This is a genomic window from Tenacibaculum sp. SM2510, assembly GCF_057002845.1.
The window spans coordinates 107,194-133,071 of sequence record NZ_CP192703.1 but is presented as its reverse complement, the minus strand read 5'-3'; the positions used below and the strand labels follow the sequence as shown (position 1 = coordinate 133,071).

At 33.6% G+C, this 25,878-nt stretch carries 18 protein-coding genes (1 of these 18 only partly in view); 6 read left to right on the top strand and 12 right to left on the bottom strand.

From position 1 onward, the window contains the following. Window positions 1-41 precede the first annotated feature (41 nt). Both ACQ629_RS00505 and ACQ629_RS00500 read left to right on the top strand, forming a co-directional pair. Complete coding sequence (locus tag ACQ629_RS00505; protein WP_483705891.1) at window positions 42-1,145, top strand: T9SS type B sorting domain-containing protein; 1,104 nt, start codon at window positions 42-44, stop codon at window positions 1,143-1,145. Between the two features lie 12 nt (window positions 1,146-1,157). Then, window positions 1,158-2,120, top strand: coding sequence for a PorP/SprF family type IX secretion system membrane protein (locus ACQ629_RS00500; protein WP_483705889.1), 963 nt, complete (start codon window positions 1,158-1,160; stop codon window positions 2,118-2,120). Window positions 2,121-2,465: 345 nt separating this feature from the next. Here the strand turns inward: ACQ629_RS00500 and ACQ629_RS00495 are convergent, their stop codons facing one another. Further along, on the bottom strand, window positions 2,466-3,644 hold the full coding sequence (locus tag ACQ629_RS00495; RefSeq protein ID WP_483705887.1) for a THUMP domain-containing class I SAM-dependent RNA methyltransferase: 1,179 nt from the start codon (window positions 3,642-3,644) through the stop codon (window positions 2,466-2,468). A 112-nt stretch (window positions 3,645-3,756) separates the two neighbouring features. On the opposite strand from ACQ629_RS00495, the gene ACQ629_RS00490 reads away from it, so the two are divergent. The 3 genes from ACQ629_RS00490 to ACQ629_RS00480 all read left to right on the top strand — a co-directional run bounded on the left by ACQ629_RS00490 (window position 3,757) and on the right by ACQ629_RS00480 (window position 6,310). Beyond that, a complete protein-coding gene (locus tag ACQ629_RS00490) occupies window positions 3,757-4,482 on the top strand; it encodes a class I SAM-dependent methyltransferase (protein WP_483705885.1) in 726 nt (241 codons plus the stop codon). Further along, window positions 4,479-5,156: a ZIP family metal transporter gene (locus ACQ629_RS00485; RefSeq protein WP_483705882.1), complete on the top strand. Its 678-nt coding sequence runs from the start codon at window positions 4,479-4,481 to the stop codon at window positions 5,154-5,156. Before ACQ629_RS00490 ends, ACQ629_RS00485 begins: the two co-directional genes overlap by 4 nt. A gap of 119 nt (window positions 5,157-5,275) precedes the next feature. Further along, complete coding sequence (locus ACQ629_RS00480; RefSeq protein WP_483705880.1) at window positions 5,276-6,310, top strand: serine hydrolase domain-containing protein; 1,035 nt, start codon at window positions 5,276-5,278, stop codon at window positions 6,308-6,310. Window positions 6,311-6,524: 214 nt separating this feature from the next. Here the strand turns inward: ACQ629_RS00480 and ACQ629_RS00475 are convergent, their stop codons facing one another. Genes ACQ629_RS00475 through ACQ629_RS00465 form a run of 3 tightly spaced genes read right to left on the bottom strand, consistent with a single transcriptional unit; the run spans window position 6,525 to window position 9,069 of the window. After that, window positions 6,525-6,887 (bottom strand): cupin domain-containing protein, encoded by a 363-nt coding sequence (locus tag ACQ629_RS00475; protein ID WP_483705878.1) that lies wholly within the window; start codon window positions 6,885-6,887, stop codon window positions 6,525-6,527. Between the two features lie 48 nt (window positions 6,888-6,935). Further along, complete coding sequence (locus tag ACQ629_RS00470) at window positions 6,936-7,496, bottom strand: hypothetical protein (RefSeq protein ID WP_483705875.1); 561 nt, start codon at window positions 7,494-7,496, stop codon at window positions 6,936-6,938. A 49-nt stretch (window positions 7,497-7,545) separates the two neighbouring features. Beyond that, complete coding sequence (locus ACQ629_RS00465; protein WP_483705873.1) at window positions 7,546-9,069, bottom strand: helicase HerA-like domain-containing protein; 1,524 nt, start codon at window positions 9,067-9,069, stop codon at window positions 7,546-7,548. A gap of 87 nt (window positions 9,070-9,156) precedes the next feature. On the opposite strand from ACQ629_RS00465, the gene ACQ629_RS00460 reads away from it, so the two are divergent. Then, window positions 9,157-9,789 (top strand): 7-carboxy-7-deazaguanine synthase QueE, encoded by a 633-nt coding sequence (locus ACQ629_RS00460; protein WP_483705871.1) that lies wholly within the window; start codon window positions 9,157-9,159, stop codon window positions 9,787-9,789. A gap of 52 nt (window positions 9,790-9,841) precedes the next feature. Here the strand turns inward: ACQ629_RS00460 and ACQ629_RS00455 are convergent, their stop codons facing one another. The 8 genes from ACQ629_RS00455 to ACQ629_RS00420 all read right to left on the bottom strand — a co-directional run. Further along, the gene (locus ACQ629_RS00455; protein ID WP_483705869.1) at window positions 9,842-10,132 is read right to left on the bottom strand and encodes a hypothetical protein; all 291 of its coding nucleotides are present in this window, start codon (window positions 10,130-10,132) and stop codon (window positions 9,842-9,844) included. Window positions 10,133-10,219: 87 nt separating this feature from the next. Continuing rightward, window positions 10,220-11,173 carry an acetyl-CoA carboxylase carboxyltransferase subunit alpha gene (locus ACQ629_RS00450; protein WP_483705867.1) on the bottom strand — a complete coding sequence of 318 codons (954 nt, stop codon included), beginning with the start codon at window positions 11,171-11,173 and terminating at the stop codon, window positions 10,220-10,222. An 87-nt stretch (window positions 11,174-11,260) separates the two neighbouring features. Next, entirely contained in the window at window positions 11,261-12,160 is a 900-nt protein-coding gene (locus ACQ629_RS00445) for a DMT family transporter (RefSeq protein WP_483705865.1), read from the bottom strand. Then, window positions 12,147-13,232: an LptF/LptG family permease gene (locus ACQ629_RS00440; protein ID WP_483705863.1), complete on the bottom strand. Its 1,086-nt coding sequence runs from the start codon at window positions 13,230-13,232 to the stop codon at window positions 12,147-12,149. Before ACQ629_RS00440 ends, ACQ629_RS00445 begins: the two co-directional genes overlap by 14 nt. 11 nt (window positions 13,233-13,243) lie before the next feature. Further along, window positions 13,244-14,374, bottom strand: a complete 1,131-nt coding sequence (tgt, locus tag ACQ629_RS00435; RefSeq protein ID WP_483705861.1) for a tRNA guanosine(34) transglycosylase Tgt — start codon at window positions 14,372-14,374, stop codon at window positions 13,244-13,246. 116 nt (window positions 14,375-14,490) lie between these two features. Continuing rightward, the gene (gene rluF / locus ACQ629_RS00430) at window positions 14,491-15,378 is read right to left on the bottom strand and encodes a 23S rRNA pseudouridine(2604) synthase RluF (RefSeq protein ID WP_483705859.1); all 888 of its coding nucleotides are present in this window, start codon (window positions 15,376-15,378) and stop codon (window positions 14,491-14,493) included. Between the two features lie 66 nt (window positions 15,379-15,444). Further along, window positions 15,445-16,392, bottom strand: a complete 948-nt coding sequence (locus ACQ629_RS00425) for a PorP/SprF family type IX secretion system membrane protein (protein ID WP_483705857.1) — start codon at window positions 16,390-16,392, stop codon at window positions 15,445-15,447. Window positions 16,393-16,394: 2 nt separating this feature from the next. Further along, on the bottom strand, window positions 16,395-25,878 hold the 3' portion of the coding sequence (locus tag ACQ629_RS00420; protein ID WP_483705855.1) for a T9SS type B sorting domain-containing protein. It continues 18,782 nt past the right edge of the window; the window shows 9,484 of its 28,266 coding nt (coding positions 18,783-28,266); its start codon lies beyond the right edge, outside the window — the gene reads right to left on this strand; it ends in the stop codon at window positions 16,395-16,397.

The following is a 25,878-nucleotide window of genomic DNA, read 5'->3' as shown; positions in this document are numbered from 1 at the left end:
AAATTTATAAAAACTATTAATTTAAAACTCATTTTTTCAATATGAAAAATTTATATATTAGTTTAATCCTGTTTATGCTTTTCTCGACAAGCTATGCCCAAAAAGCTATTGTAGTTTCAGGAGGAGACATTTCTAATACAAATTACAATGCAAGCTTTAGTATAGGGCAAACATTACAGCTTTCATCTAATAATTCGAATGGAACAATTATCCAAGGAGTTCAGCAACCTTCTGAAATATTTAATACCCCCCCAACAGCAGTTTGTAAAGACATCATTGCCGAACTAAATATCAACGGTACTGTAACTATAGTGCCTTCGGATGTTGATGGGGGCTCTAGTGATAAAGAAGGTGATTTTGTACTTTCAATAGATAATAATACTTTTAATTGTAATAAAATAGGGCTTAATTCAGTTACCCTAACTGTTACAGATGATCAAGGTCTGGTTGACACTTGCTCTGCTACAGTAACTATTATAGATAAGATTGAACCAACGGTTGCTGTTCAAAATATTACTATTGAATTAGATAGTGATGGAACTAGAAGTATTGTAGCTGCTGACATTGACAATGGATCTTCTGATAATTGTGGTATTGCTTCTATGAGTTTAGATCAGGTTCGTTTTACCTGTCCAACTTTAGGAGATCATACTGTCACATTAACAGTTGTAGATGTGAATGGAAACAGCGCTTCTAAAGTTGCAACTGTAACCTTAACTGCTGCTGACATAGACAATGATTTAATTGCAAATGTGTGTGATGATGATATTGACGGAGATGGAATTGACAACTCTGTTGATAATTGCCCTACTACGGCTAATAGCGATCAAGTTGATTTAGATCGTAATGGTATTGGTGATATTTGTGATGAAGGAGATATAGAAATACCAAAAGGATTCTCGCCTAATGGTGATGGTACTAATGATGAATTTATCATTACAGGACTTCATAAATATACTAACAACAGTATTCAAGTCTATAACCGCTATGGAAATATGGTGTATGAATCTAAAAATTATCAAAACTATTGGGATGGTATTGGAAACAAAAAAGAAAGAAGGCTTCCTGCTGCTCCATACTTCTATGTGTTAAGCATTGATAATGGAACAAGAATAGTCAAAGGTTGGTTATATATCAATTATTAAGAAAAAGATAAAATGAAAAATATTTTAAAACAACTCGTATTTCTGGGTGCTTTTATATTTGTACTTCAAAGTAACGCACAACAAGATCCTTTATACACACAATACTATAATAATTTTAACTTAATTAACCCTGCCTACGCTGGTAGTCACGGATTGTTTACTGCTACGGCTAATATTCGTAGCCAATGGTCTGGCGAAGCTGGTAGCCCTGAAACACAAACTTTATCTATACACGGAGCTACGGGTAAAAATGTAGGGCTAGGGTTGTCTATTGTCAATGACAAGGTGTATGTCTTAAGAGAAACACATGTCTATGCAGATTATTCATATTCTATCTATCCTTCTGAAACTTCAACATTGGCTTTTGGTTTAAAAGCTGGAGGGAGTTTCATAGACGTTAACTTATTAGAACTAGGTATTAACAATGACGATTTGTTTAGTGAAAACATCAATGAGTTCAATCCTAATATGGGAGTTGGTGTATTTTATTATACCGATAGGTTTTTTGCGAGCTTATCTAGTGCCAATATTTTAAAGAGTAAACACTATGATAAAAATAGTACAGTGGTCTCTAGTGCTTCTGATGAAATGATTATTTATATGTCTTCTGGATATTTATTTGACTTAGGGGAATCTTTTAAGCTAAGGCCTTCTTTTATGATGAGAGCTGTAAATGGTGCACCACTTTCTACAGATATTTCTACAAGTATTCTTTGGCTTGACAAATTAGAATTTGGAATCTCTCATAGAATCGATGAATCGGTATCGGGGCTTTTTCAAATACGTTTAAGTGAGAACTTAAAAATAGGTTATAGTTATGATGCCATTACATCTGACTTGTCGAATTATAATAATGGATCTCACGAGTTTTCTATCATTCTAAATCTTAACAAAAAAAAGAGAATTGAACACAAAAGGCAACCTCCATTGTATTGGATGAAAAAACAATACTCTCAAGAAATTGAAAAACTGTAAGAAGAAAGCAAAATAGAATTACTACTAATTAAAAAAACGTTCCAAATATGGTAGTTTTTTTTGAATGATGAAGAATTAAATTTCAGGTCTCCTTATTTAGTTAAGTATTCCTATGCATCTAACCTAGTAGAGTTATTTATTAATGCATATCCTGATTTAACAAAAGTAATAGTATCACTATATCTATTTTAGAAAACTCAAATGAAGTAAATTAGTAACTACTTATTATAGAAATCAGCTACTTAAAACACGTTAAAAATTATATACCAATACGCCAGCTAAACTTACATTTTTGTACTTTCAAACAACAAAAAATCCGCTGAAAACTTTCAGCGGATTTTTATATTATTCTTCGATATCAGATTCGAAATCATTCTTAATCCTTTTACTTCCTTCATAAAGTTCATACTTTACAAAACGACAATCTAAATCGGCATTTTTAAGTGGTATTCTCTTTGAAGTACGCAACCCAACGTGTTTTAAGGCTAGCGTATCAGAAGTAATTAACCACGCTGTTGAATCGTGGTAATTATGTTTTAAAGTATTCCCTATTTTTGTGTAAAATTCTTCTACATCAATATTTAAACGTTCACCATAAGGCGGGTTAAATAAAATAGTTGTTTTACCAAATACTTCTTTCTTTGAGTTAAAAAAGTTTACATGGTGTATTCCTATAAACTCCTCTAAATTCGCGTTTATAATATTCTGTTTTGCTTTTGTAACAGCAGACGGAGCTTTATCAAATCCCATTATTTTAAAATGTGAACTTGTAATTTTCTTTAACAAAGCATCCTGAATTACGAAAAATAATTCTTCATCGTAATCTTTCCAGTTTTCAAAAGCAAAATGCTTGCGGTTAATGTTTGCTGGTATATTATTAGCAACCATGGCTGCTTCAATTAAAATCGTACCTGAACCACACATTGGGTCGATAAAATTTTCTTCTCCTTTATAACCAGATAACAATACCAAACCTGCCGCTAAAACTTCGTTAATTGGTGCAATATTGGTAGCACTTCTATAGCCTCTTTTGTGTAGTGAATCTCCTGATGAATCTAAAGAAATTGTTAACCATTCATTATGAATATGAATGTGAATTTTAACATCTGGATGTTTTAAATCTACATTCGGACGCTTTTTATACTTGCTCATAAAATAATCAGCAATTGCATCCTTAGATTTTAAACTAATATAGTGTGAGTTTGTCGTAAAATTTTTCGAATTTACTACTGCTCCGATTGCAAAAGTACCGTCAACATCTATGTATTTATCCCATTTTACACGCTGAATTGCTTCATATAAATCTTCTTCATCAAAAATTTTACTCTTTTTAATCGGTTTTAAAATACGAATAGCCGTACGCAAAGCAATATTTGCTTTATACATAAAACCTGTATCCCCTTTAAAAGTAACATTACGTATTCCTTCCTTAACATCCTGGCCACCAAGCTTTCTTAGTTCATCTGCTAAAACTCCTTCTAAACCTGCCATTGTAATAGCAGTCATTTTAAAATCTTTCTCCATGTAATTGTAAAATTTCACTGCAAAAGTACAGCTTATTTTGGGTTGATGTGAATCTTTTCTTGTTTCAATCTAAAAAACGTAAGATTTATGTATTTTTGCAGACCTTATACTTATGAAAACAACAGACTGGTTTACTTCTTGGTTCGATACTTCTTACTATCACACATTATATAAACATAGAAATGATGCCGATGCGCAATTTTTTATGCGAAACATTACATCGTTTTTAAAATTACCTAAAACGAGTCATATTGCTGATTTACCTTGTGGTAAAGGGAGACATTCAGTATACTTAAATTCATTAGGCTATACAGTAACTGGTGGCGATTTAAGCGGTAATAGCATTGAGTATGCGAAGAAATTTGAAAACGAATCGCTTAATTTTGAAGTTTGGGACATGCGTGATCCCATAGAATATAAATACGATGCTATTTTCAACTTATTTACAAGTTTTGGTTATTTTAAGGATGACAATGAAGATATTGCTATTTTAAAAAGTATTAAAAACGGCTTAAAAAAAAATGGTGTTTTTGTGTTAGATTTTTTAAATGTCGAGAAAGTTAAAAACTCATTAGTTGCAGAAGAAGTAAAAACAATTGATGGCATTGAGTTTCACATTAAAAGAGAAATTAAAGATGGTTTTATTTTAAAACACATTTCTTTTATTGCCGATGCCGAACAACATTCATATATAGAGCAGGTAAAATTTTTAACTTTAGATAAGATGGAAACCTATTTTAAGAAAGCAGGTTTAAATATGAAACATGTTTTTGGCGATTATAGCTTAAATGCATTTGATGAAAACACTTCTGATAGATTAATATTAATTGGAGAATGAGTTATACTTTATTAATAATAGCCGTTTTACTAGGCTCTTTACTTGTTTTATTTTTAAAACCAAACAATCAATTAGTTCGACTTTTGTTAGCCTTTAGTGGCGCTTATTTACTGTCGGTTACTATATTGCATCTACTTCCTGAAGTTTATATGCATACAAGTGATGCTAAGAAAATCGGAATCTTAATTTTAATCGGAATTATTATACAATCGGTTTTAGAATCTTTTTCTAAAGGTGCCGAACACGGCCATATTCATGTGCATTCCGATTCGTCAAAATTTCCATGGTTATTATTTGTTAGTTTATGTATTCACGCTTTTTCTGAAGGATTGCCAATACATCATGCTGGCGACAATTTACTTTGGGCAATTATTGTACATAAAATTCCTATTGCCATTGTTTTAACTACTTTCTTTTTACAGACAAATTATAGCAAAAAAACAATTATTTTATTTTTAAGTCTTTTCGCTTTAATGAGTCCGCTAGGAGTATTAGTTTCAGATAAAGTGTCTTTTTTTATTGAATATCATACCGAAATAACGGCTTTAATTATTGGTGTTTTTCTTCATATTTCAACAATCATACTTTTTGAAAGTTCAGAAAATCACAAATTTAATTTTAAAAAATTTACCGCAATCCTTTTAGGAATTGTATTAACAATACTTACCCTTTAATATTTTTATTCACTAGATTAATATAACAAATTTCGTGACATCGTCAAACTGAACTTGTTTCAGTTTCTCATTACCAATAGATATGAGCAATTTAAAAAAACATATCACCCTGAAATAGTATGACAAAAAAACGAACAAAACGAATACTCAGAATAATATTTATTATTGTAAGTATATCTTCTTTATGGTTCGTACCATGGACTTTGGTAAAAGCTTGGATATTACCACTACCTGATACTGTTGAAGAACAAGTAAATAAGGCAATTGATTATGGATTTGATGGAATGATTGTTTATGTAGACGAAGCAGGTAAACCGCCAGCATTTTATACAAGTGGTTGGAAAGACCGAAAAAACAAAATACCTACCGACCCGCAAGCCTTATTCAATATTGGCAGTATCAGTAAGCTATATGTCGCTGTTGCTATCACGAAATTAGTTAAAGACAAACATTTATCTTTAGATAAAACACTCGCTGATTGCTTTCCAGAACTTGTGGGTAGAATTGAAAATGCAGAAAAAATTACTTTGAGGTTGATGATACAACATCGGAGTGGTATTCCAAATTATACGGATTATGGTTATTGGGATAACCCACCGAAAAGCAGTAAAGAAACCCTTGAGTTGGCACTTGATTTGCCAGCCAATTTTGAGCCAGGTGAAGATTATGGTTATTCAAATACGAATTATTTATTGCTTCGAAAACTCATGGACAAAGTCTTAGGTTATAGCCGCAACCAATATATTAAGGAGAAAATTTTGGCACCACTCGAGCTAAACAATACATTCAATTCCCTTAATGAAGTAAATATAGATGATATTATGAGTGGCTATCATGTTGGCTATGAATCCGATTTAAAAGCGGAATATGGTGGAATGTTTGCTTCAGCAGAAGATGTTGGCATTTTTTTAAGAGCACTAAACAATGGTTCAGTGTTTGATGAAAACGAACAAGAAATCTATTCTTCAATTTATGTGTACAAACATTCGGGGTGGGTTCTTGGATATCAGAGTTTTTCCGAATATCATGAAGATATTGATACTGTTATTGTTCTGTTTAATAACACCACAGATTCTAAACTATATAAATGGAATTTGGCTGAAATTGTATATAACCGAATAGTAAAAATAATTAGAAATAAAAAAAGCTCATAACAATCTGTATAGTTAATGACTACAAAGTGTTAAATCTGAAGTTCAGTTCTTTTTTCAAAATCCTGTAATAAACTGAAAGTTTCGACTCTTTAAAACGCCACTAACCATACAGTAACCGTTCTCTAAATTGAATATGATTCTGAAATAAATTCAGAATGACGCAAGGTTTAAAATATTTATTTACAGGATGTAATGATGTTTTTTACGCCTAAACCTATTCTCTATTTACCAAATCAATAGAAAAAGCAGGCATACAAACAGCTAAATACTCACAAGGTTGGTTAAACGGATTTGAGTATTGAACTCGTACTCCTTTTTCTATTTTAATCGATTCTCCTGCTTCTAAAACAATTGTTTCATCATTAATTATAAATTGCTTTTTACCTTTTATAATATACGTGTACTCTTCAAATTCTGGCGTTTGAAAAGGCTCACTCCAGCCAACTGGCGCAACCATATGCGCTATGCTTACTTTTTTGTTTTTATCTGTTGCATTTCCAAAATGCTCTTCAATTAATTTCCCATCTGTAGTTGGAAAAACAAATGGTTTTCTTTGAATTGTATATTTTTTACTCATAATATAAAAATTAAAAGTCGAAACGTTTGTTTCGACTTTTGGTATGTTTTAGTTAAACCAAATAGTTAATGATTTTATTTTCGCTAAATCAGGAATTTGATCTATACTTACTTTTTGTGTACTAAAATCTTTTAAACCTAAATCTTCTTTATCTAGTGCTATTGTTGCATTTAAATCGTCTATAAATAGGGTTGCTGATAGAAAAGATGATTCTACTTTACTAATTGTATTATTAGCATTAATTTCTTGAAATGAAGAGTTTATATTTAAACCAGATTTGGTCTTAAAACGATTGTCAAAAATCTCAATACTTTTTATTGTTGATAAAGAATCTAATTGTTCATTTGGTACAATCGTTAATAAATGCTTCCCTCCTTTTTCGAAAATTACATATTTATCATCTTCTTGATAAAAGTTATTTCCTTTAGCTCCTTCACTTAATATTTTTACAACAGAATCGTTTTTAAAAATTCCATCAACTTCTTGCATTGTTGTCTTTGTCGTTAACTTACCTACTTTTCCTTTAGAAACATCATATTTACTATTTCCGCATTGTATAAACACAACTGATATTAAAGCGATTATTAAAGGTTTAATTAAATTTTTCATTTATTTATTGGTTTCTGATTATTGATAATGTTTTTATCTACTTTTTGTTTTACTTTAATACTTTTTTTAAAATACCAAATACACTGCGAATAAATGTAGCGCTCGTTAATACTTTTATTAGAGGATTTTGTCGTGTACTCCTACTTTTTGTTGATGAAGACCTTCTGCTTGTTTTAGCCGTTTCTTCTTTAAGCGCCTCTACTGTTTTCTCCTTATTTATTTTTTCAATTTTCTCATTTAGTAACTCGTAAGCACTTTCTCTATCCACAGTATCGTTATACTTTGGTATTAATCTCGAATTATCTAAAACCTGCTTTATTTCCTTTTCTGTAAGCACATCCATTCTACTCATCGGAGCACGAAGCATAGTTCTTGCTAACGGAGTAGGAATTCCTTTTTCATTTAAAACAGATACTAGTGCCTCTCCTATTCCTAATTGTGTTAAAACTTCTTTTGTATCATAATAATCAGAATCCGGATAATTTTCTGCCGCTAACTTAATAGCTTTTCTGTCTTTTGCTGTAAATGCTCGTAAAGCATGCTGAATTTTCATTCCCAATTGCGCTAAAACATCTTCTGGCACATCTTTAGGATTTTGCGTTACAAAGTACAAACCGATTCCTTTCGATCGAATTAATTTTACGATACTTTCTATTTGATTTAACAATGCTTTTGATGCTTCTTCAAAAACTAAATGCGCTTCATCAATAAAAATAATTAATTCAGGTCTGTCGCTATCTCCTTGTTCTGGAAATGATTCATATACTTCTGCTAATAACTGCATCATAAACGTTGAAAACAATTTTGGCTTATCCTGAATATCTGTTAATCTTAAAACAGATATTAAACCACGTCCGTTTTCATCAATACGTGTTAAATCATCTACTTCAAATGATTTCTCTCCAAAAAATAAATCACCGCCTTGTTGCTCTATCTCTACAATTTTTCTAAGAATTGCTCCGGTACTTGCAGTAGAAATTCGACCATATTCGGCCTGAATTTCTACTTTTCCTTCATTTGTTACAAATTGAAGAATTTTCTTAAAATCTTTTAAATCTAATAATGGTAATTTATGATCATCGCAATATTTAAATATAATTGCTACAATTCCCGATTGCGTGTCTGTTAAATCTAAAATACGCGATAATAAAACCGGACCAAATTCAGATACCGTTGCTCGTAAACGCACTCCGTTTTGTTCTGATATTGATAAAATCTCTATCGGAAACTTTGTTGCGTTAAAGGGAATACCTATTTTTTTATGACGCTCATCTATTTTTGCGTGTCCAGGGCTAGGTTGTGCCAATCCGCTTAAATCACCTTTTACATCCATTAACAATACAGGAATTCCTTTGTCAGACATGTTTTCTGCCAGCACCTGCAATGTTTTTGTTTTACCTGTACCTGTTGCTCCTGCAATTAAACCATGACGGTTTAACGTTTTTAACGGAATATTTACCAATGCATTTGTTATGGTCTCTTCACCCAACATACCAGCACCTAAAGTGATAAAATCTCCTTTGCTTTTATAGCCTTCGTTTATATATTTAAAAAACTCTTCGGGTTTACTCATATTGTTGTGATTCTTTTTATTGATAAAACACGTAAAAGTAACAAAAATCATCCATAAAATTTTAATGTTGACTATCTTTGCATCCTTATGTTGAAAAAAGAAGTACAAGAATTAATAGATAAAGGTGAAATGCTTCCGTTAATGGAAGAGTTTTATACAATTCAAGGTGAAGGGTCTCATACAGGTACTGCTGCTTATTTTATTAGAATAGGTGGTTGTGATGTTGGTTGCCATTGGTGTGATGTGAAAGAAAGTTGGGATGCAAATTTACATCCACCAACAAAAACAGATATAATTGTTACCAATGCTCAAAAATGGGCTAAAACTGTAGTAATTACTGGTGGAGAACCGTTAATGTGGAGTTTAGATTACATTACCAAAGAACTTCAGGATAAAGGAATGAAAACACATATTGAAACTTCCGGAGCCTATGCTTTTTCTGGTGTTTGGGATTGGTTTTGTTTATCTCCTAAAAAAACAAAACTACCTACCAAGGAATGTTATAAAGAGGCTGACGAGTTGAAAATGATTATCCATAATAAAAATGATTTTCAATTCGCCGAAGAACAAGCTGAAAAGGTTGGCAAAAAATGTCAGCTCTTTTTACAACCAGAATGGAGTAAAAAAGAACAAATGACCCCTTTAATTGTAGATTATGTAATGAAAAATCCGAAATGGCGCGTTTCTTTACAAACACATAAATATTTAAATATACCCTAATAAAAAAGCAACCAAATTTGGTTGTTTTTTTATTAGGGTATGTGCTCATTTATTAATCCCATCTATTATAAATCACATTAATATGATCGACCATATCTCTCATAATATAGAAAAAACCTGGTTGTTCTGTTTCTAAGTAACACACTTTAGTTCTCCAATTATCTTCATCAATAGCTTTACAAGCATACTTTGTAAAAACAACTTCTTCACTTTCATAATTAAGCTCTTTTAAAGCTTTTTTTACAATTGTTTGCGCATAATCTTCACTCCATCCATTAAAACAGTTTGGATGGCTGTCAAAAGTGTCCTCTAAAAATGTTATTGTTTGTGTATCTCCCATCATACTATTTAGTTTTAGCCGAAGTTAATAAATTTCACATAAAAAAACCTCGTCTTAAAGACGAGGTTTTTTATGAAATATGTAATATGATTACTCTTTGTAAACACCCATGTTGGCATATTTATCCATACGTTGGGTTACTAAATCAGTATCATTTAAGTCTTTTAATTCATCAAAAGCAGTTATAATTTGTTCTTGTACTGCTTTAAAAGCACCTTCTCTGTTAGCGTGTGCTCCACCTAAAGGTTCTTCAATAATTCCGTCAATTAATTTTAATCGCTTCATATCATCACCTGTAAGCTTTAAAGCTGCAGCTGCTTGCTCTTTATACTCCCAACTACGCCATAAAATAGAAGAACATGATTCTGGTGAAATTACCGTGTACCATGTATTTTCCATCATATATACTTTATCTCCTACACCAATACCAATAGCTCCTCCTGAGGCACCTTCACCAATAATAATTGTTATAATAGGTGTTTTAAGACGTGTCATCTCAAGAATATTACGAGCAATTGCTTCTCCTTGCCCACGTTCTTCAGCTTCTAAACCTGGGTATGCCCCCGGTGTATCTACCAATGTAACTACAGGAATACCAAACTTCTCTGCCATTTTCATTAAACGCAAAGCTTTACGATACCCTTCTGGGTTAGCCATACCAAAATTACGGTACTGACGTGTTTTAGTATTATACCCTTTTTGTTGACCGATAAACATAAACGATTGATCACCTATTTTACCTAAACCACCAATCATAGCTTTATCATCTTTTACATTACGATCACCATGTAACTCCATAAAAGTATTCCCACAAATAGCATTGATATAATCTAATGTGTATGGACGGTTTGGATGACGTGATAATTGTACACGCTGCCAAGGGGTTAAATTTTTGTATATATCTTTTTTAGCTTTCTCTAATTTTTTTTCAATTTTATTACAAGTTGCTGTAACATCAACATCACTTTCTTTTCCTATATCAAAACATTTTGCCAATTGATCTTCTAATTCTTTTATTGGCAATTCAAAATCTAAATATTCCATTATATAGTTTGATTTTATATTAGTCGTTTGTAAGGGCAAACATACTAAAAAATTGTAAATTTTAGCTTTTTACTCTTTTTAAAAATACTATTTTTTACTGAATTTACTTTTTATTAAGCCTGAGTTTTTTAAAACACCATTTAATAAAACTACAAAAAGTACGATAAATGCACCGTAATAAAACTCAGTGCTCATTTGTTCTTTTTCTCCAAATATAATCAACGCCAAAATAATAGCGTACACAGGCTCTAAATTTATAGTTAGCATTACGGTGTATGGTGTTAAGTATTTCATTACCTGAACAGATGCTATAAAAGCATAGGCTGTACAAAAACTACTTAATATAATTAGATACAACCAATCATTTGCTGATATTTGAAAGAATGCTATTGAGAATTTCTGTGTAAAAAGTAAGTATAAAGTAATACCTAAAGCACCAAACATTAGTTGATAAAATGAGATGATATTTGCATTGTATTTTTTAATGAACAGTCCGTTTAAAACAGCAAATAATGCTGATAAAAAAGCAGATATTAATGCATAAACAATTCCTAATGTATATTGGCTTTGAAAATTAAAAATAATATATAGCCCTGCAATTACCAATATACCTAATAAAATTTCTATTGCTTTTATTCTTCTTTTAAAAAAAATAGGTTCAATTAATGATGCAAAAAAAGCGCCAGTACTCATGGTTACCAAAGCTACTGATACATTAGATACTTTTATAGCCTTAAAAAAAGTAATCCAATGCAATGCTATAATTATACCTGATAACGCAAATTTTAACAAACCTATTTTATCAACTTTAAATGACTTTCTACGGATAAGAAAATAAATAGCTATAAACACTACTGCAAGTGACATTCTAAACCAAACTAATGGAATAGCATCTATAGATATTAACGCACCTAGTATTGCTGTAAAACCCCAAATGAAAACGATAAAGTGTAGGTGTAGGTAATTTCTTAATTTATTTCCTTCCATTTATATATAAATAAATTGCATATGTACCAAAAACCATATTAGGTACCCAAACATTCAGCAAAGCATTTGCCCCAGCCACACCTCCTAATACTTCTGCTACTTTTAAAAAGAATACGTAAACAAACATTATTGAAATACCTAAAGCTAAGTTTAAACCAATTCCTCCTCTTCTCTTCTTATAGGCTAATGCAACTGCTATTAAAGTTAAAATATAACAGGCAACCGGTAAGCTGGTTCGTTTATAAAGCTCTACCAAATAAACATTTAAGTTTTTAGCACCTCTACTTTTAGAAATCTCTATAAATTTAATCAATTCGGGAGATCTCATTTCTTGTGCTAAAATATTTTTGTAATTAAAATCTTTAGGTGTAAAAGCAAAAGTCGTGTCTAAAGAAGTTCCTGAAAATATACTGTCTCTGTCTTTAAATACTTTTCTTATTTTCCAATTATAAAGCTTAAAAGTACTGTCTTTTTCTTTCCAATTAATATTAGCTGCTGTTAACTGCTGTTTTAATTGAATTCCTTCATAAATTTCTGTAGAAAAATTATACCCCGAGTTTCTTTTTAAATCAAAACGTTGAAGATATACATAGGTACTGTCATTTAATTGTAAGCTAAATTCCTTAACTGAATGATCTGTATATTTTTTTTTACTTAAATACTCTTTTTCAAATGCTTTTCTAGTTTTACTACTTGTAGGTACGAAAAAGTGATTCATAGATAAAGCTACTAAACAAACAATAGTAGCCCCTATAAAATAAGGGTATAAAAAGCGAGTAAATGATACTTGAGACCCATTTATAGCTACAATTTCTGTGTTATTTGCTAATCGTGAGGTAAATAAAATTACACCAATAAATAATGCCAAAGGCATAAATGTATTTGCATAATAAATAATAAAATTTTTGTAATAATCATTTGCTACTTCAAAAAAAGTTAAATTTTCATGACGTAAAAATTTATCTATCTTTTCTGCAATATCAATAGCTACCGCTATGGGTATTAATATTAATAAAGTAAACAAAAATGTTACTAAATAACGCTTTAATATGTACCAATCAAGTATTTTCAAAAACTAGTTTTTTATAAACGATTGTCCATTTGTTTTACCATTTTGTCTTTCCACGCTGTAAAGTCTCCTGCTAAAATGTGTTTTCTTGCTTCTCTTGTTAACCATAAATAGAACCCTAAGTTATGAATAGAAGCTATTTGTTTACCTAACATTTCTTTTGCTGCAAAAAGGTGACGTAAATACGCTTTCGAATACATGGTATCTACCCAAGTAATTCCCATTTCATCGATAGGAGAAAAATCTTGCTCCCACTTTTTGTTCTTGATATTTATAGATCCGTATGCTGTAAATAACATACCGTTACGTGCATTACGTGTTGGCATTACACAATCAAACATATCAATTCCTAATGCTATATTCTCTAAAATATTAATAGGTGTTCCTACTCCCATTAAATAACGAGGCTTATCTTCTGGTAAAATAGCCGTAACTATTTCCGTCATTGCGTATAACTCTTCTGCTGGCTCCCCAACTGAAAGCCCACCAATAGCATTTCCTTGTGCGCCTACAGATGCAATATATTCAGCAGATTGCTGTCTTAAATCTTTATAAGTACTTCCTTGTACAATAGGAAAAAACGTTTGTTCGTGCCCGTATTTAAAAGGTAATTTTTCTAAATGATTTACACATCTTTTCAACCATCTATGCGTCATATGCATAGAGCGTTTTGCGTAATTATAATCACAAGGATACGGGGTACATTCATCAAACGCCATAATAATATCAGCACCAATAGTACGTTGTGTTTCCATCACATTTTCTGGTGTAAAGAAATGTGTAGAACCGTCAATATGACTTTTAAACTTAACACCTTCTTCGTTAATTTTTCTTCTTCCTGAAAGCGAATACACTTGGTATCCACCACTGTCGGTTAAAATATTACGATCCCAATTCATAAACTTATGTAAACCTCCTGCGGCTTCTAAAGTTTCTAATTTTGGGCGTAGGTATAAGTGATAGGTGTTTCCTAAAATAATATCTGGATTGATCTCGTTTTTTAACTCTGATTGATGCACACCTTTTACAGTACCTACGGTACCTACAGGCATGAATATTGGAGTTTCAATTGTTCCATGATCGGTTGTAATAACACCAGCTCGTGCTTTACTTTTTGGGTCGGTTGTTTTTAAGTCGAATTGCATAAGTGGCAAAGATACGCTTATTTAAGAATTGGAAAAGTAAATAAAATTATAATAATTAGTAAGTGGTTTGCTGTTACTTGTTTTTTACTTTCAGTAACATTCTTTATTACAAGTTATTATTTACGTTTACGTCCAAATTTCTGATTAGAATTTCTTTTTGTTTTGGGTGAGTTTTTTCTAAAAGCAGCACTTTTTTTATTAAAATCATCTTGCTTTTTTACTTCTTCCTTTCTTGGTTGTTTTGGCTTTTTTTTCTCAACAACTGTAGATGCTTCTTCTGTTTTAGAAGAACTCGAAATCATTTCATTGATTTCCTTCATCTCATCAGCTGTTAATTCCCGCCAATCGCCAGGTTTTAGTTTATCTAAAGAAACATTCATAATACGTTCACGTTTTAACTTCGTTACTTCGTATTCTAAATATTCACACATTCTACGTATTTGACGATTTAAACCTTGGGTTAAAATAATTTGAAATGTAAAATCATTTATTTTTTTAACCTTACACTTTTGAGTTACCGTTCCTAAAATGGGAATTCCATTACCCATTCTTGTGATAAAGTCATCTGTTATTTGTTTATCAACCGTAACAATATATTCTTTTTCGTGATTGTTTCCTGCTCGTAAAATTTTATTAACGATATCGCCATCATTTGTTAAAAATATTAAACCTTCAGAGGGTTTATCTAAACGCCCAATAGGAAATAACCTTTCTGGGTGGCCTACAAATTTTACAATGTTCTTTTTTTCTTTACTATCTGTCGTAGAAACAATACCTACTGGTTTGTTTAATGCTATGTATAGTGTTGTAGGTTTTGCCTCTAATAAACGCCCATCTATATGTACTTTATCTCCTTCAAAAACTCTATTACCTAATTGAGCAACATTTTTATTAATGGTTACTCTACCTGCTGCTATAAATTTTTCGGCATCTCTCCGAGAACAAAACCCAGTACTGCTGATAAATTTATTAAGATTTGTTGAAATTTTATTCTTGTTTTCCATTACTGCAAAGAAAAAGAAAATCCTCAAGTTTTAGCTTGAGGATTCCATAATATTATTTTGTTTTTTTTAAAAAATCATCATTTTCTGAGTACAACGTGCTAAACTAGGCCTTCTTTCATAATCAAAACCAAGGGTAATCATGTGTGTACCATAATTAAAATCTTGTGTTTTATTTAAATCAACACTAAAACCGTAAGACATATATAGTTTTTCTTTTTTTATTCCAATTAATGGCGCAATTGCATTAGGTACAAAAAATTGATCATTTAAGAAGGTATAACTTAAACCTGCCCAAACATAACCGTCATTAATCCCTTTTCTTACTTTAACATTCATATCGGTTCTCGATCTTTTATCAGCTTCGTAGTATTCAACAAAAATAGAAGGTTCTATTTCTATCATATTACTAATTCTTGCCAATACATACGAGGTATATAATGTAAACCTTCGCAAAGCTTCTGGTTCGTTGGTTGAAAAGTTTTCTACTTTTTTATTTAAAAGATTATTTGCATTTACACTAATACTAAATCGTTCGTAACGATATAACATACCTACGTCAAAATTAGAGCTTGTTTGTGATCTATTTGTAACATTTTCACCTGAGTTATTCTCAGAGGTATCAATACCAAATTGAACAAAATTATAACTCAATCCAAATGATAAAAAACTATCATGAAAATTACTTAATGTTAAATGGCTTGCCAGCGATAACTTTACTCCCTTTTGAGAAGTAAATCCATTTTTATCATTAAAAATAGTGATACCACCTCCAAAACGATCTGCTAAACGAGCTTCTACCACTAATGATTGTGTATCTGGCGCGCCGTCAACACCAATCCATTGGCTTACCCCATTTAATCTAATTTGTAACCCTGTTCCAATACCAGCATAACTAGGCGATATTAAAAAAGGATTATCGGCCATGTGACTTATATATTGAGGTAAATTTATCTCTTGAGCTACTAATTTGGCACTACAAATTAGGATACTTAGTGTTATTAATATCTTTCTCATTCTTATCTATATAATGTAAAGTGTCCCATTAATTTTTTCTCTTCTCCTGATAGTTCATCATAATAAATAGTATACCAGTAATCTCCTGCAGGTAAAGGTTTTCCTTCGTACATACCATCCCATCCTTGTTGTACGCCTCTAAACTTAGTTATTTCACGAGCATATCTATCAAAAATAAACACTCTTAAATTATGGTATGATTCAACCTCTAAAGGATACCAGAAATCGTTTACTCCGTCACCATCAGGTGTAAATAAATTTAACACTGTAATTGTTACATAAACTCCTCTTACTACTAATGTTACCTCACAACCTCTAGCATCTGTTACTGTGATTGTATAGTCTTTAGTTTGTAATATTTGAAATTCATTTTCCTCTCCGTAATCTACTCCATCAACTGTAAAGTTATATGGTGGTAAACCAAAATCTACATTTGCTATTAATAAATTCTTTTGAGAATCATCAATTGTCATTGTTAACGCTTGAATATCTAATATATCAATAGGATCACTTGAACTTTGAGTACAAGACGATGTTGTGTTTGTGGCTGTAACCGTATAACCGTTACCAGCAGCAACATCAACAAATTCTCCTGTAGTATTTGTTGCAACAGGGTTGCCTCCTTGATCATATAACGTATAAGACATGTTATTCTTATATTGATCAGCAACAATTGCTACAATAATATTTCCTGTAGGACATGTATACTCCCAATCTACTGTCAATTCTAGGTCTATAGCTTCAGCTGTAGTAATGGCATTTAAAGCTTGTGAAGGACAACCACCACCGCTATCTCTCACACTAATTACATACACCGTATCATCTTCAATACCTTCAGCTGCTCCTAATGTAATTGTATTACTATTATAAGGTGTTGCTATTTCAACATTATTAATACTAATAAAGTAAGGTTGTGTACCTCCTTGTACATCCACAGTAATTGCTGGAGAAGGATCATCATAACATGTTTGCTCTACAACACTAACTAAGTTTATTTGTAATGCATCTGGCTCTATAATTTCAACTTCAATAGCTGGTAAAATAGTACAACCTGTAACATCTTTTATATTTATATAATAAGTACCTGCTGCTAAATTTTCGAAAACACCATTTGTTACATACTTATCTGCTGGATACAACGGATTTGCTGGTACAGAGATTAAATTGTATTCGTAACCTCCATTACCGTCAAAACCTTGTGCTGTAATAATACCTGTATTCCCTCCAAAACATGTTACGTTTTGCGTTGCTACAGCAGTACCTGTTAATGCTAATGGTTGAGAAATGGTGTACTCACTTGTTATTGCATAACAAATATCACCTGCAGTATTGGTACTTCTTACATTAATTTTATAAGTTCCTATATCTAAATTAGTGAATGAATTATCTGTTTGCCATGTTCTAATTTCTACATCATTTTCATCTAATAATTGATATTCATAATTACCAAATCCGTTTTGTGCATTTGCCGATAGCACCGCATTAGCATCTCCATTACAAGTAATAAATGCTGATGAAGTATTTAATGTAGCTGTTACATCTGTATATGAATTAATTGTTACTGTTGTTGGATCTGAAATACAGAACTCACTATCTCTTACGTACAGTTGATATTCCCCTGCTGCAAGATTAAACCTATGATTTGGAACTGTATTTGCTGATACAAAATTAATACCGTCCATACTAAACTCATAAGGGCCTGTTCCTCCTGATCCAGAAACTTCTACGATTGCCTCATTCCGTGTAGGATCGCAAGTAATAGCTGCTATAATATCAGCATTTGCTACTACCTCTGTAGGATCTACAATATCTATAGGACCTACTCTAGCATCACAAGAATAACCATCTGCCACTAAAACATAATATCCAATACCTGCTGGTAAATTAGAGAATGAATTTGATGACTGACTTGTAGTTCTTGTTCCGTTAGGATACTCTAGTATATAACTATATGTTACTAACGGAGTTCCCGCTTGTAGTTGACCACCTACCGCATCAACTGAAATAGTTGCCATACTTTCACCAGTACATACATTAGGTGTTACTGTATAAGTACCCGTTATTGGTATACCTGCCTCTAATGTGAACGTAATTATTTCTGTACAATTATTAGCATCTCTTACTGTTGCAGTATAATCCCCTGCTGTTAAACCTGTAATTACAGAATTATTATCAAAAGCTTGAACAGTACTTGCTGTTGTGTTGTTTACTAATTCATATTCATAACTTCCCCAACCACCAGCTGCTGTTAAACTAACTTCTCCTGAATCGGTAGGTGTACATTTTACATACGTTAATTCTTCTGATAACGTTAAATCCGTAGTAGGCTGTTCTATCTCGAAATCATTAGATTGTGCTGTACAATATGGAGCATTTACGCCCATATCAATAGCTATATAATAATTACCTGCTGCTAAACCACTAATTGTAGTAACTGCACTTCCATTTGCTGTTCCTGTTATACTAGTTGTTACCCCTCCAACATTAAATACCTCATAACTATAGTTACCAGTATATGGTGAAGTAGGGTTAAAACTTAAATCAATACTTCCTGTATCATTGAAACATGCTCTCTGAATATTAGCTACAATTAACTCGAATGTTGGCTCAGCTTCTACTAAAATACTTGTTGTTAATACACAACCTGTTGATGGGTTTGTAATTGTTACTGTATATGTATCAGCTGGTACTCCCGTAAAACTTACTGGGGATACGCCACTTTGTGTATCTGTATACCCTGCAGCTCCTGTTATTACAACATCGGCTGTAATAGCACTTACACTAGAATCAAAGGTGATATCTAATTCTGCGCCTCCTAATGGTAAAGCTCTACAATCTACCGCTTTGGTTACTGCGTAATCTGCATTGCTTAATCCGTTAAACGCCGCTACTGCTTGCGTAGTTACTTCACTACAACCATTATCGTCGTAAACCGTAATCGCTATACTTCCGCCTGCTTCATTGGTTACGGCAAAACTTGAATTTGAACTGTCTTGAGTGATATCATCACCTACCGCTACAGTTCCGTTATCGTAAACAAATACATAACGCACATAAGTACTTGATCCGCCTATTGCTGTTACACTTACAATCGCATTATTCGTGTCATTATCTGTTGTACATGCAAAATCTACTACACTTGGTGTAAGAACTAAATCTGGATTCTCATTGATAACAACCGTTATCATAGTAGTACATCCATTGGTTCCTGTTCCTGTTATATCATAACTTCCTGCTGGTAAACCTGTGTAAGTTAACGTAGCTGCATTAAAACTTCCTGCTGCTGGTACAATACTATAAGTTAATGGATTGATACTATTATTTACCTCGGTCAACTGAATCTCGCCTGTTGAACTTCCAAAACAAATATCATCTACACTCGCAATACCTGTAAAGTTTGGTTCTATACGAGCTCCAACTACAACATCAACTGTATTTGAACATACTGGCGTTGCTGCCATATCAAATACTTCTACTGTGTAGGTATCTGCTGATGATACAGGGAAACTTACTGTGGTTCCTCCTGTAGTCGTTTGAGCTACAACTGGACCGCCTAAACTATTTACTACTGAATACTCATACGTTCCTGAACCTGATGATATCGTAAGCTCTATTACTCCGTCTGTACTTGCACTACAATCTATATTCTTTGTCTGAATTGCTGTAAATGCTAAGTTTGGTGTAATGGTTACTAATGAACTTCCAATAGCTACTCCTGGACAACTATTACTATCTACTACAGATACTGAATAATCGCCTGCCGCTATGTTTGTAAAAGTATGCGCTACTGTTCCTGTTGCTGTTGATACTACTGTACTTGTAACTGTATTGGTTAATGTAAAAGTATAGGTACCGGTTCCGCCTGTTGGTGTTACCGTTATATTTCCACCTACACTACTGTTACATGAGTTATCATCTTTTGTTACCGTAAATTCTACTAACGTAGTATTGTTAACTGTCTCTGTAAATACAACTTCACATCCGTTGGCATCTCTTACTGTAATATCATACGTACCTGACTCTAAATTGTTAAATACATTGTTGGTACTAAATGCTACTGCTGGTGAAGTTCCTGTTCCAGGAGTTAAACTATAAGTATAACCTCCCCATCCATCTGATCCTGTTGCCGTAATACTTCCGTCTCCTCCGTTATTACAACTTACACCTACTGCGCTAGTTGCTAATGTTAAGGCTACTGCTGGTTCATCTATCGTTACATTTGCTGATGTTACAGGGCAAAATGGACTTCCTGTCATCGTTACTGTAACATAATAACTACCTGCCGATAATCCTGTTACTGATGAACTTCCTGTTGCTCCTGATACTAATCCTCCTACTGGAGTATCATCTCCTGTTGCCGCTGTACCATTGGTATCATAAACTTGGTAATCGTAGTTTCCTGCGTATGGTGAACTTACACTGAAATCAAAATCAAATGCGCCTTCATTACTCGATACACATGCTACATCACTCGTCTTATTTACATCTAAATTAAATGTTGGCTCAGCTTCTACTAAAATACTTGTTGTTAATACACAACCTGTTGATGGGTTTGTAATTGTTACTGTATATGTATCGGCTGGTACTCCCGTAAAACTTACTGGTGATACGCCTGTTTGTGTATCTGTATACCCTGCAGCTCCTGTTATTACAACATCCGCAGTTATAGCACTTACACTAGAATCGAAAGTGATATCTAATTCTGCGCCTCCTAATGGTAATACTCTACAATCTACCGCTTTGGTTACTGCGTAATCTGCATTGCTTAATCCGTTAAACGCCGCTACTGCTTGCGTAGTTACTTCACTACAACCATTATCGTCGTAAACCGTAATCGCTATACTTCCGCCTGCTTCATTGGTTACGGCAAAACTTGAATTTGAACTGTCTTGAGTGATATCATCACCTACCGCTACAGTTCCGTTATCGTAAACAAATACATAACGCACATAAGTACTTGATCCGCCTATTGCTGTTACACTTACAATCGCATTATTCGTGTCATTATCTGTTGTACATGCAAAATCTACTACACTTGGTGTAAGAACTAAATCTGGATTCTCATTGATAACAACCGTTATCATAGTAGTACATCCATTGGTTCCTGTTCCTGTTATATCATAACTTCCTGCTGGTAAACCTGTGTAAGTTAACGTAGCTGCATTAAAACTTCCTGCTGCTGGTACAATACTATAAGTTAATGGATTGATACTATTATTTACCTCGGTCAACTGAATCTCGCCTGTTGAACTTCCAAAACAAATATCATCTACACTCGCAATACCTGTAAAGTTTGGTTCTATACGAGCTCCAACTACAACATCAACTGTATTTGAACATACTGGCGTTGCTGCCATATCAAATACTTCTACTGTGTAGGTATCTGCTGATGATACAGGGAAACTTACTGTGGTTCCTCCTGTAGTCGTTTGAGCTACAACTGGACCGCCTAAACTATTTACTACTGAATACTCATACGTTCCTGAACCTGATGATATCGTAAGCTCTATTACTCCGTCTGTACTTGCACTACAATCTATATTCTTTGTCTGAATTGCTGTAAATGCTAAGTTTGGTGTAATGGTTACTAATGAACTTCCAATAGCTACTCCTGGACAACTATTACTATCTACTACAGATACTGAATAATCGCCTGCCGCTATGTTTGTAAAAGTATGCGCTACTGTTCCTGTTGCTGTTGATACTACTGTACTTGTAACTGTATTGGTTAATGTAAAAGTATAGGTACCGGTTCCGCCTGTTGGTGTTACCGTTATATTTCCACCTACACTACTGTTACATGAGTTATCATCTTTTGTTACCGTAAATTCTACTAACGTAGTATTGTTAACTGTCTCTGTAAATACAACTTCACATCCGTTGGCATCTCTTACTGTAATATCATACGTACCTGACTCTAAATTGTTAAATACATTGTTGGTACTAAATGCTACTGCTGGTGAAGTTCCTGTTCCAGGAGTTAAACTATAAGTATAACCTCCCCATCCATCTGATCCTGTTGCCGTAATACTTCCGTCTCCTCCGTTATTACAACTTACACCTACTGCGCTAGTTGCTAATGTTAAGGCTACTGCTGGTTCATCTATCGTTACATTTGCTGATGTTACAGGGCAAAATGGACTTCCTGTCATCGTTACTGTAACATAATAACTACCTGCCGATAATCCTGTTACTGATGAACTTCCTGTTGCTCCTGATACTAATCCTCCTACTGGAGTATCATCTCCTGTTGCCGCTGTACCATTGGTATCATAAACTTGGTAATCGTAGTTTCCTGCGTATGGTGAACTTACACTGAAATCAAAATCAAATGCGCCTTCATTACTCGATACACATGCTACATCATTCGTCTTATTTACATCTAAATTAAATGTTGGCTCAGCTTCTACTAAAATACTTGTTGTTAATACACAACCTGTTGATGGGTTTGTAATTGTTACTGTATATGTATCGGCTGGTACTCCTGTAAAACTTACTGGTGATACGCCACTTTGTGTATCTGTATAAGCCGTATTTACTCCGGTGATTACAACATCGGCTGTAATAGCACTTACACTAGAATCGAAAGTGATATTTAAATCTGCCCCTCCTAATGGTAATACTCTACAATCTACCGCTTTGGTTACTGCGTAATCTGCATTGCTTAATCCGTTAAACGCCGCTACTGCTTGCGTAGTTACTTCACTACAACCATTATCGTCGTAAACTGTAATCGCTACACTTCCGCCTGCTTCATTGGTTACGGCAAAACTTGCACTTGAACTGTCTTGAGTGATATCATCACCTACTGCTACAGTTCCGTTATCGTAAACAAATACATAACGTACATAAGTACTTGATCCGCCTATTGCTGTTACACTTACAATGGCATTATTCGTGTCATTATCTGTTGTACATGCAAAATCTACTACACTTGGTGTAAGAACTAAATCTGGATTCTCATTGATAACAACCGTTATCATAGTAGTACATCCATTGGTTCCTGTTCCTGTTATATCATAACTTCCTGCTGGTAAACCTGTGTAAGTTAACGTAGCTGCATTAAATGTTCCTGCTGCTGGTGCAATACTATAAGTTAATGGATTGATACTATTATTTACCTCGGTCAACTGAATCTCACCTGTTGAACTTCCAAAACAAATATCATCTACACTCGCAATACCTGTAAAGTTTGGTTCTATACGAGCTCCAACTACAACATCAACTGTATTTGAACATACTGGCGTTGCTGCCATATCAAATACTTCTACTGTGTAGGTATCTGCTGATGATACAGGGAAACTTACTGTGGTTCCTCCTGTAGTCGTTTGAGCTACAACTGGACCGCCTAAACTATTTACTACTGAATACTCATACGTTCCTGAACCTGATGATATCGTAAGCTCTATTACTCCGTCTGTACTTGCACTACAATCTATATTCTTTGTCTGAATTGCTGTAAATGCTAAGTTTGGTGTAATGGTTACTAATGAACTTCCAATAGCTACTCCTGGACAACTATTACTATCTACTACAGATACTGAATAATCGCCTGCCGCTATGTTTGTAAAAGTATGCGCTACTGTTCCTGTTGCTGTTGATACTACTGTACTTGTAACTGTATTGGTTAATGTAAAAGTATAGGTACCGGTTCCGCCTGTTGGTGTTACCGTTATATTTCCACCTACACTACTGTTACATGAGTTATCATCTTTTGTTACCGTAAATTCTACTAACGTAGTATTGTTAACTGTCTCTGTAAATACAACTTCACATCCGTTGGCATCTCTTACTGTAATATCATACGTACCTGACTCTAAATTGTTAAATACATTGTTGGTACTAAATGCTACTGCTGGTGAAGTTCCTGTTCCAGGAGTTAAACTATAAGTATAACCTCCCCATCCATCTGATCCTGTTGCCGTAATACTTCCGTCTCCTCCGTTATTACAACTTACACCTACTGCGCTAGTTGCTAATGTTAAGGCTACTGCTGGTTCATCTATCGTTACATTTGCTGATGTTACAGGGCAAAATGGACTTCCTGTCATCGTTACTGTAACATAATAACTACCTGCCGATAATCCTGTTACTGATGAACTTCCTGTTGCTCCTGATACTAATCCTCCTACTGGAGTATCATCTCCTGTTGCCGCTGTACCATTGGTATCATAAACTTGGTAATCGTAGTTTCCTGCGTATGGTGAACTTACACTGAAATCAAAATCAAATGCGCCTTCATTACTCGATACACATGCTACATCATTCGTCTTATTTACATCTAAATTAAATGTTGGCTCAGCTTCTACTAAAATACTTGTTGTTAATACACAACCTGTTGATGGGTTTGTAATTGTTACTGTATATGTATCGGCTGGTACTCCTGTAAAACTTACTGGTGATACGCCACTTTGTGTATCTGTATAAGCCGTATTTACTCCGGTGATTACAACATCGGCTGTAATAGCACTTACACTAGAATCGAAAGTGATATTTAAATCTGCCCCTCCTAATGGTAATACTCTACAATCTACCGCTTTGGTTACTGCGTAATCTGCATTGCTTAATCCGTTAAACGCCGCTACTGCTTGCGTAGTTACTTCACTACAACCATTATCGTCGTAAACTGTAATCGCTACACTTCCGCCTGCTTCATTGGTTACGGCAAAACTTGCACTTGAACTGTCTTGAGTGATATCATCACCTACTGCTACAGTTCCGTTATCGTAAACAAATACATAACGTACATAAGTACTTGATCCGCCTATTGCTGTTACACTTACAATGGCATTATTCGTGTCATTATCTGTTGTACATGCAAAATCTACTACACTTGGTGTAAGAACTAAATCTGGATTCTCATTGATAACAACCGTTATCATAGTAGTACATCCATTGGTTCCTGTTCCTGTTATATCATAACTTCCTGCTGGTAAACCTGTGTAAGTTAACGTAGCTGCATTAAATGTTCCTGCTGCTGGTGCAATACTATAAGTTAATGGATTGATACTATTATTTACCTCGGTCAACTGAATCTCACCTGTTGAACTTCCAAAACAAATATCATCTACACTCGCAATACCTGTAAAGTTTGGTTCTATACGAGCTCCAACTACAACATCAACTGTATTTGAACATACTGGCGTTGCTGCCATATCAAATACTTCTACTGTGTAGGTATCTGCTGATGATACAGGGAAACTTACTGTGGTTCCTCCTGTAGTCGTTTGAGCTACAACTGGACCGCCTAAACTATTTACTACTGAATACTCATACGTTCCTGAACCTGATGATATCGTAAGCTCTATTACTCCGTCTGTACTTGCACTACAATCTATATTCTTTGTCTGAATTGCTGTAAATGCTAAGTTTGGTGTAATGGTTACTAATGAACTTCCAATAGCTACTCCTGGACAACTATTACTATCTACTACAGATACTGAATAATCGCCTGCCGCTATGTTTGTAAAAGTATGCGCTACTGTT

Bases quoted from the DNA above. Each gene is read 5' to 3' on its own strand.
- ACQ629_RS00505 (WP_483705891.1), top strand. From the start codon at position 42: ATGAAAAATTTATATATTAGTTTAATCCTGTTTATGCTTTTCTCGACA.
- ACQ629_RS00500 (WP_483705889.1), top strand. From the start codon at position 1,158: ATGAAAAATATTTTAAAACAACTCGTATTTCTGGGTGCTTTTATATTT.
- ACQ629_RS00495 (WP_483705887.1), bottom strand. From the start codon at position 3,644: ATGGAGAAAGATTTTAAAATGACTGCTATTACAATGGCAGGTTTAGAA.
- ACQ629_RS00490 (WP_483705885.1), top strand. From the start codon at position 3,757: ATGAAAACAACAGACTGGTTTACTTCTTGGTTCGATACTTCTTACTAT.
- ACQ629_RS00485 (WP_483705882.1), top strand. From the start codon at position 4,479: ATGAGTTATACTTTATTAATAATAGCCGTTTTACTAGGCTCTTTACTT.
- ACQ629_RS00480 (WP_483705880.1), top strand. From the start codon at position 5,276: ATGACAAAAAAACGAACAAAACGAATACTCAGAATAATATTTATTATT.
- ACQ629_RS00475 (WP_483705878.1), bottom strand. From the start codon at position 6,887: ATGAGTAAAAAATATACAATTCAAAGAAAACCATTTGTTTTTCCAACT.
- ACQ629_RS00470 (WP_483705875.1), bottom strand. From the start codon at position 7,496: ATGAAAAATTTAATTAAACCTTTAATAATCGCTTTAATATCAGTTGTG.
- ACQ629_RS00465 (WP_483705873.1), bottom strand. From the start codon at position 9,069: ATGAGTAAACCCGAAGAGTTTTTTAAATATATAAACGAAGGCTATAAA.
- ACQ629_RS00460 (WP_483705871.1), top strand. From the start codon at position 9,157: ATGTTGAAAAAAGAAGTACAAGAATTAATAGATAAAGGTGAAATGCTT.
- ACQ629_RS00455 (WP_483705869.1), bottom strand. From the start codon at position 10,132: ATGATGGGAGATACACAAACAATAACATTTTTAGAGGACACTTTTGAC.
- ACQ629_RS00450 (WP_483705867.1), bottom strand. From the start codon at position 11,173: ATGGAATATTTAGATTTTGAATTGCCAATAAAAGAATTAGAAGATCAA.
- ACQ629_RS00445 (WP_483705865.1), bottom strand. From the start codon at position 12,160: ATGGAAGGAAATAAATTAAGAAATTACCTACACCTACACTTTATCGTT.
- tgt (WP_483705861.1), bottom strand. From the start codon at position 14,374: ATGCAATTCGACTTAAAAACAACCGACCCAAAAAGTAAAGCACGAGCT.
- rluF (WP_483705859.1), bottom strand. From the start codon at position 15,378: ATGGAAAACAAGAATAAAATTTCAACAAATCTTAATAAATTTATCAGC.
- ACQ629_RS00425 (WP_483705857.1), bottom strand. From the start codon at position 16,392: ATGAGAAAGATATTAATAACACTAAGTATCCTAATTTGTAGTGCCAAA.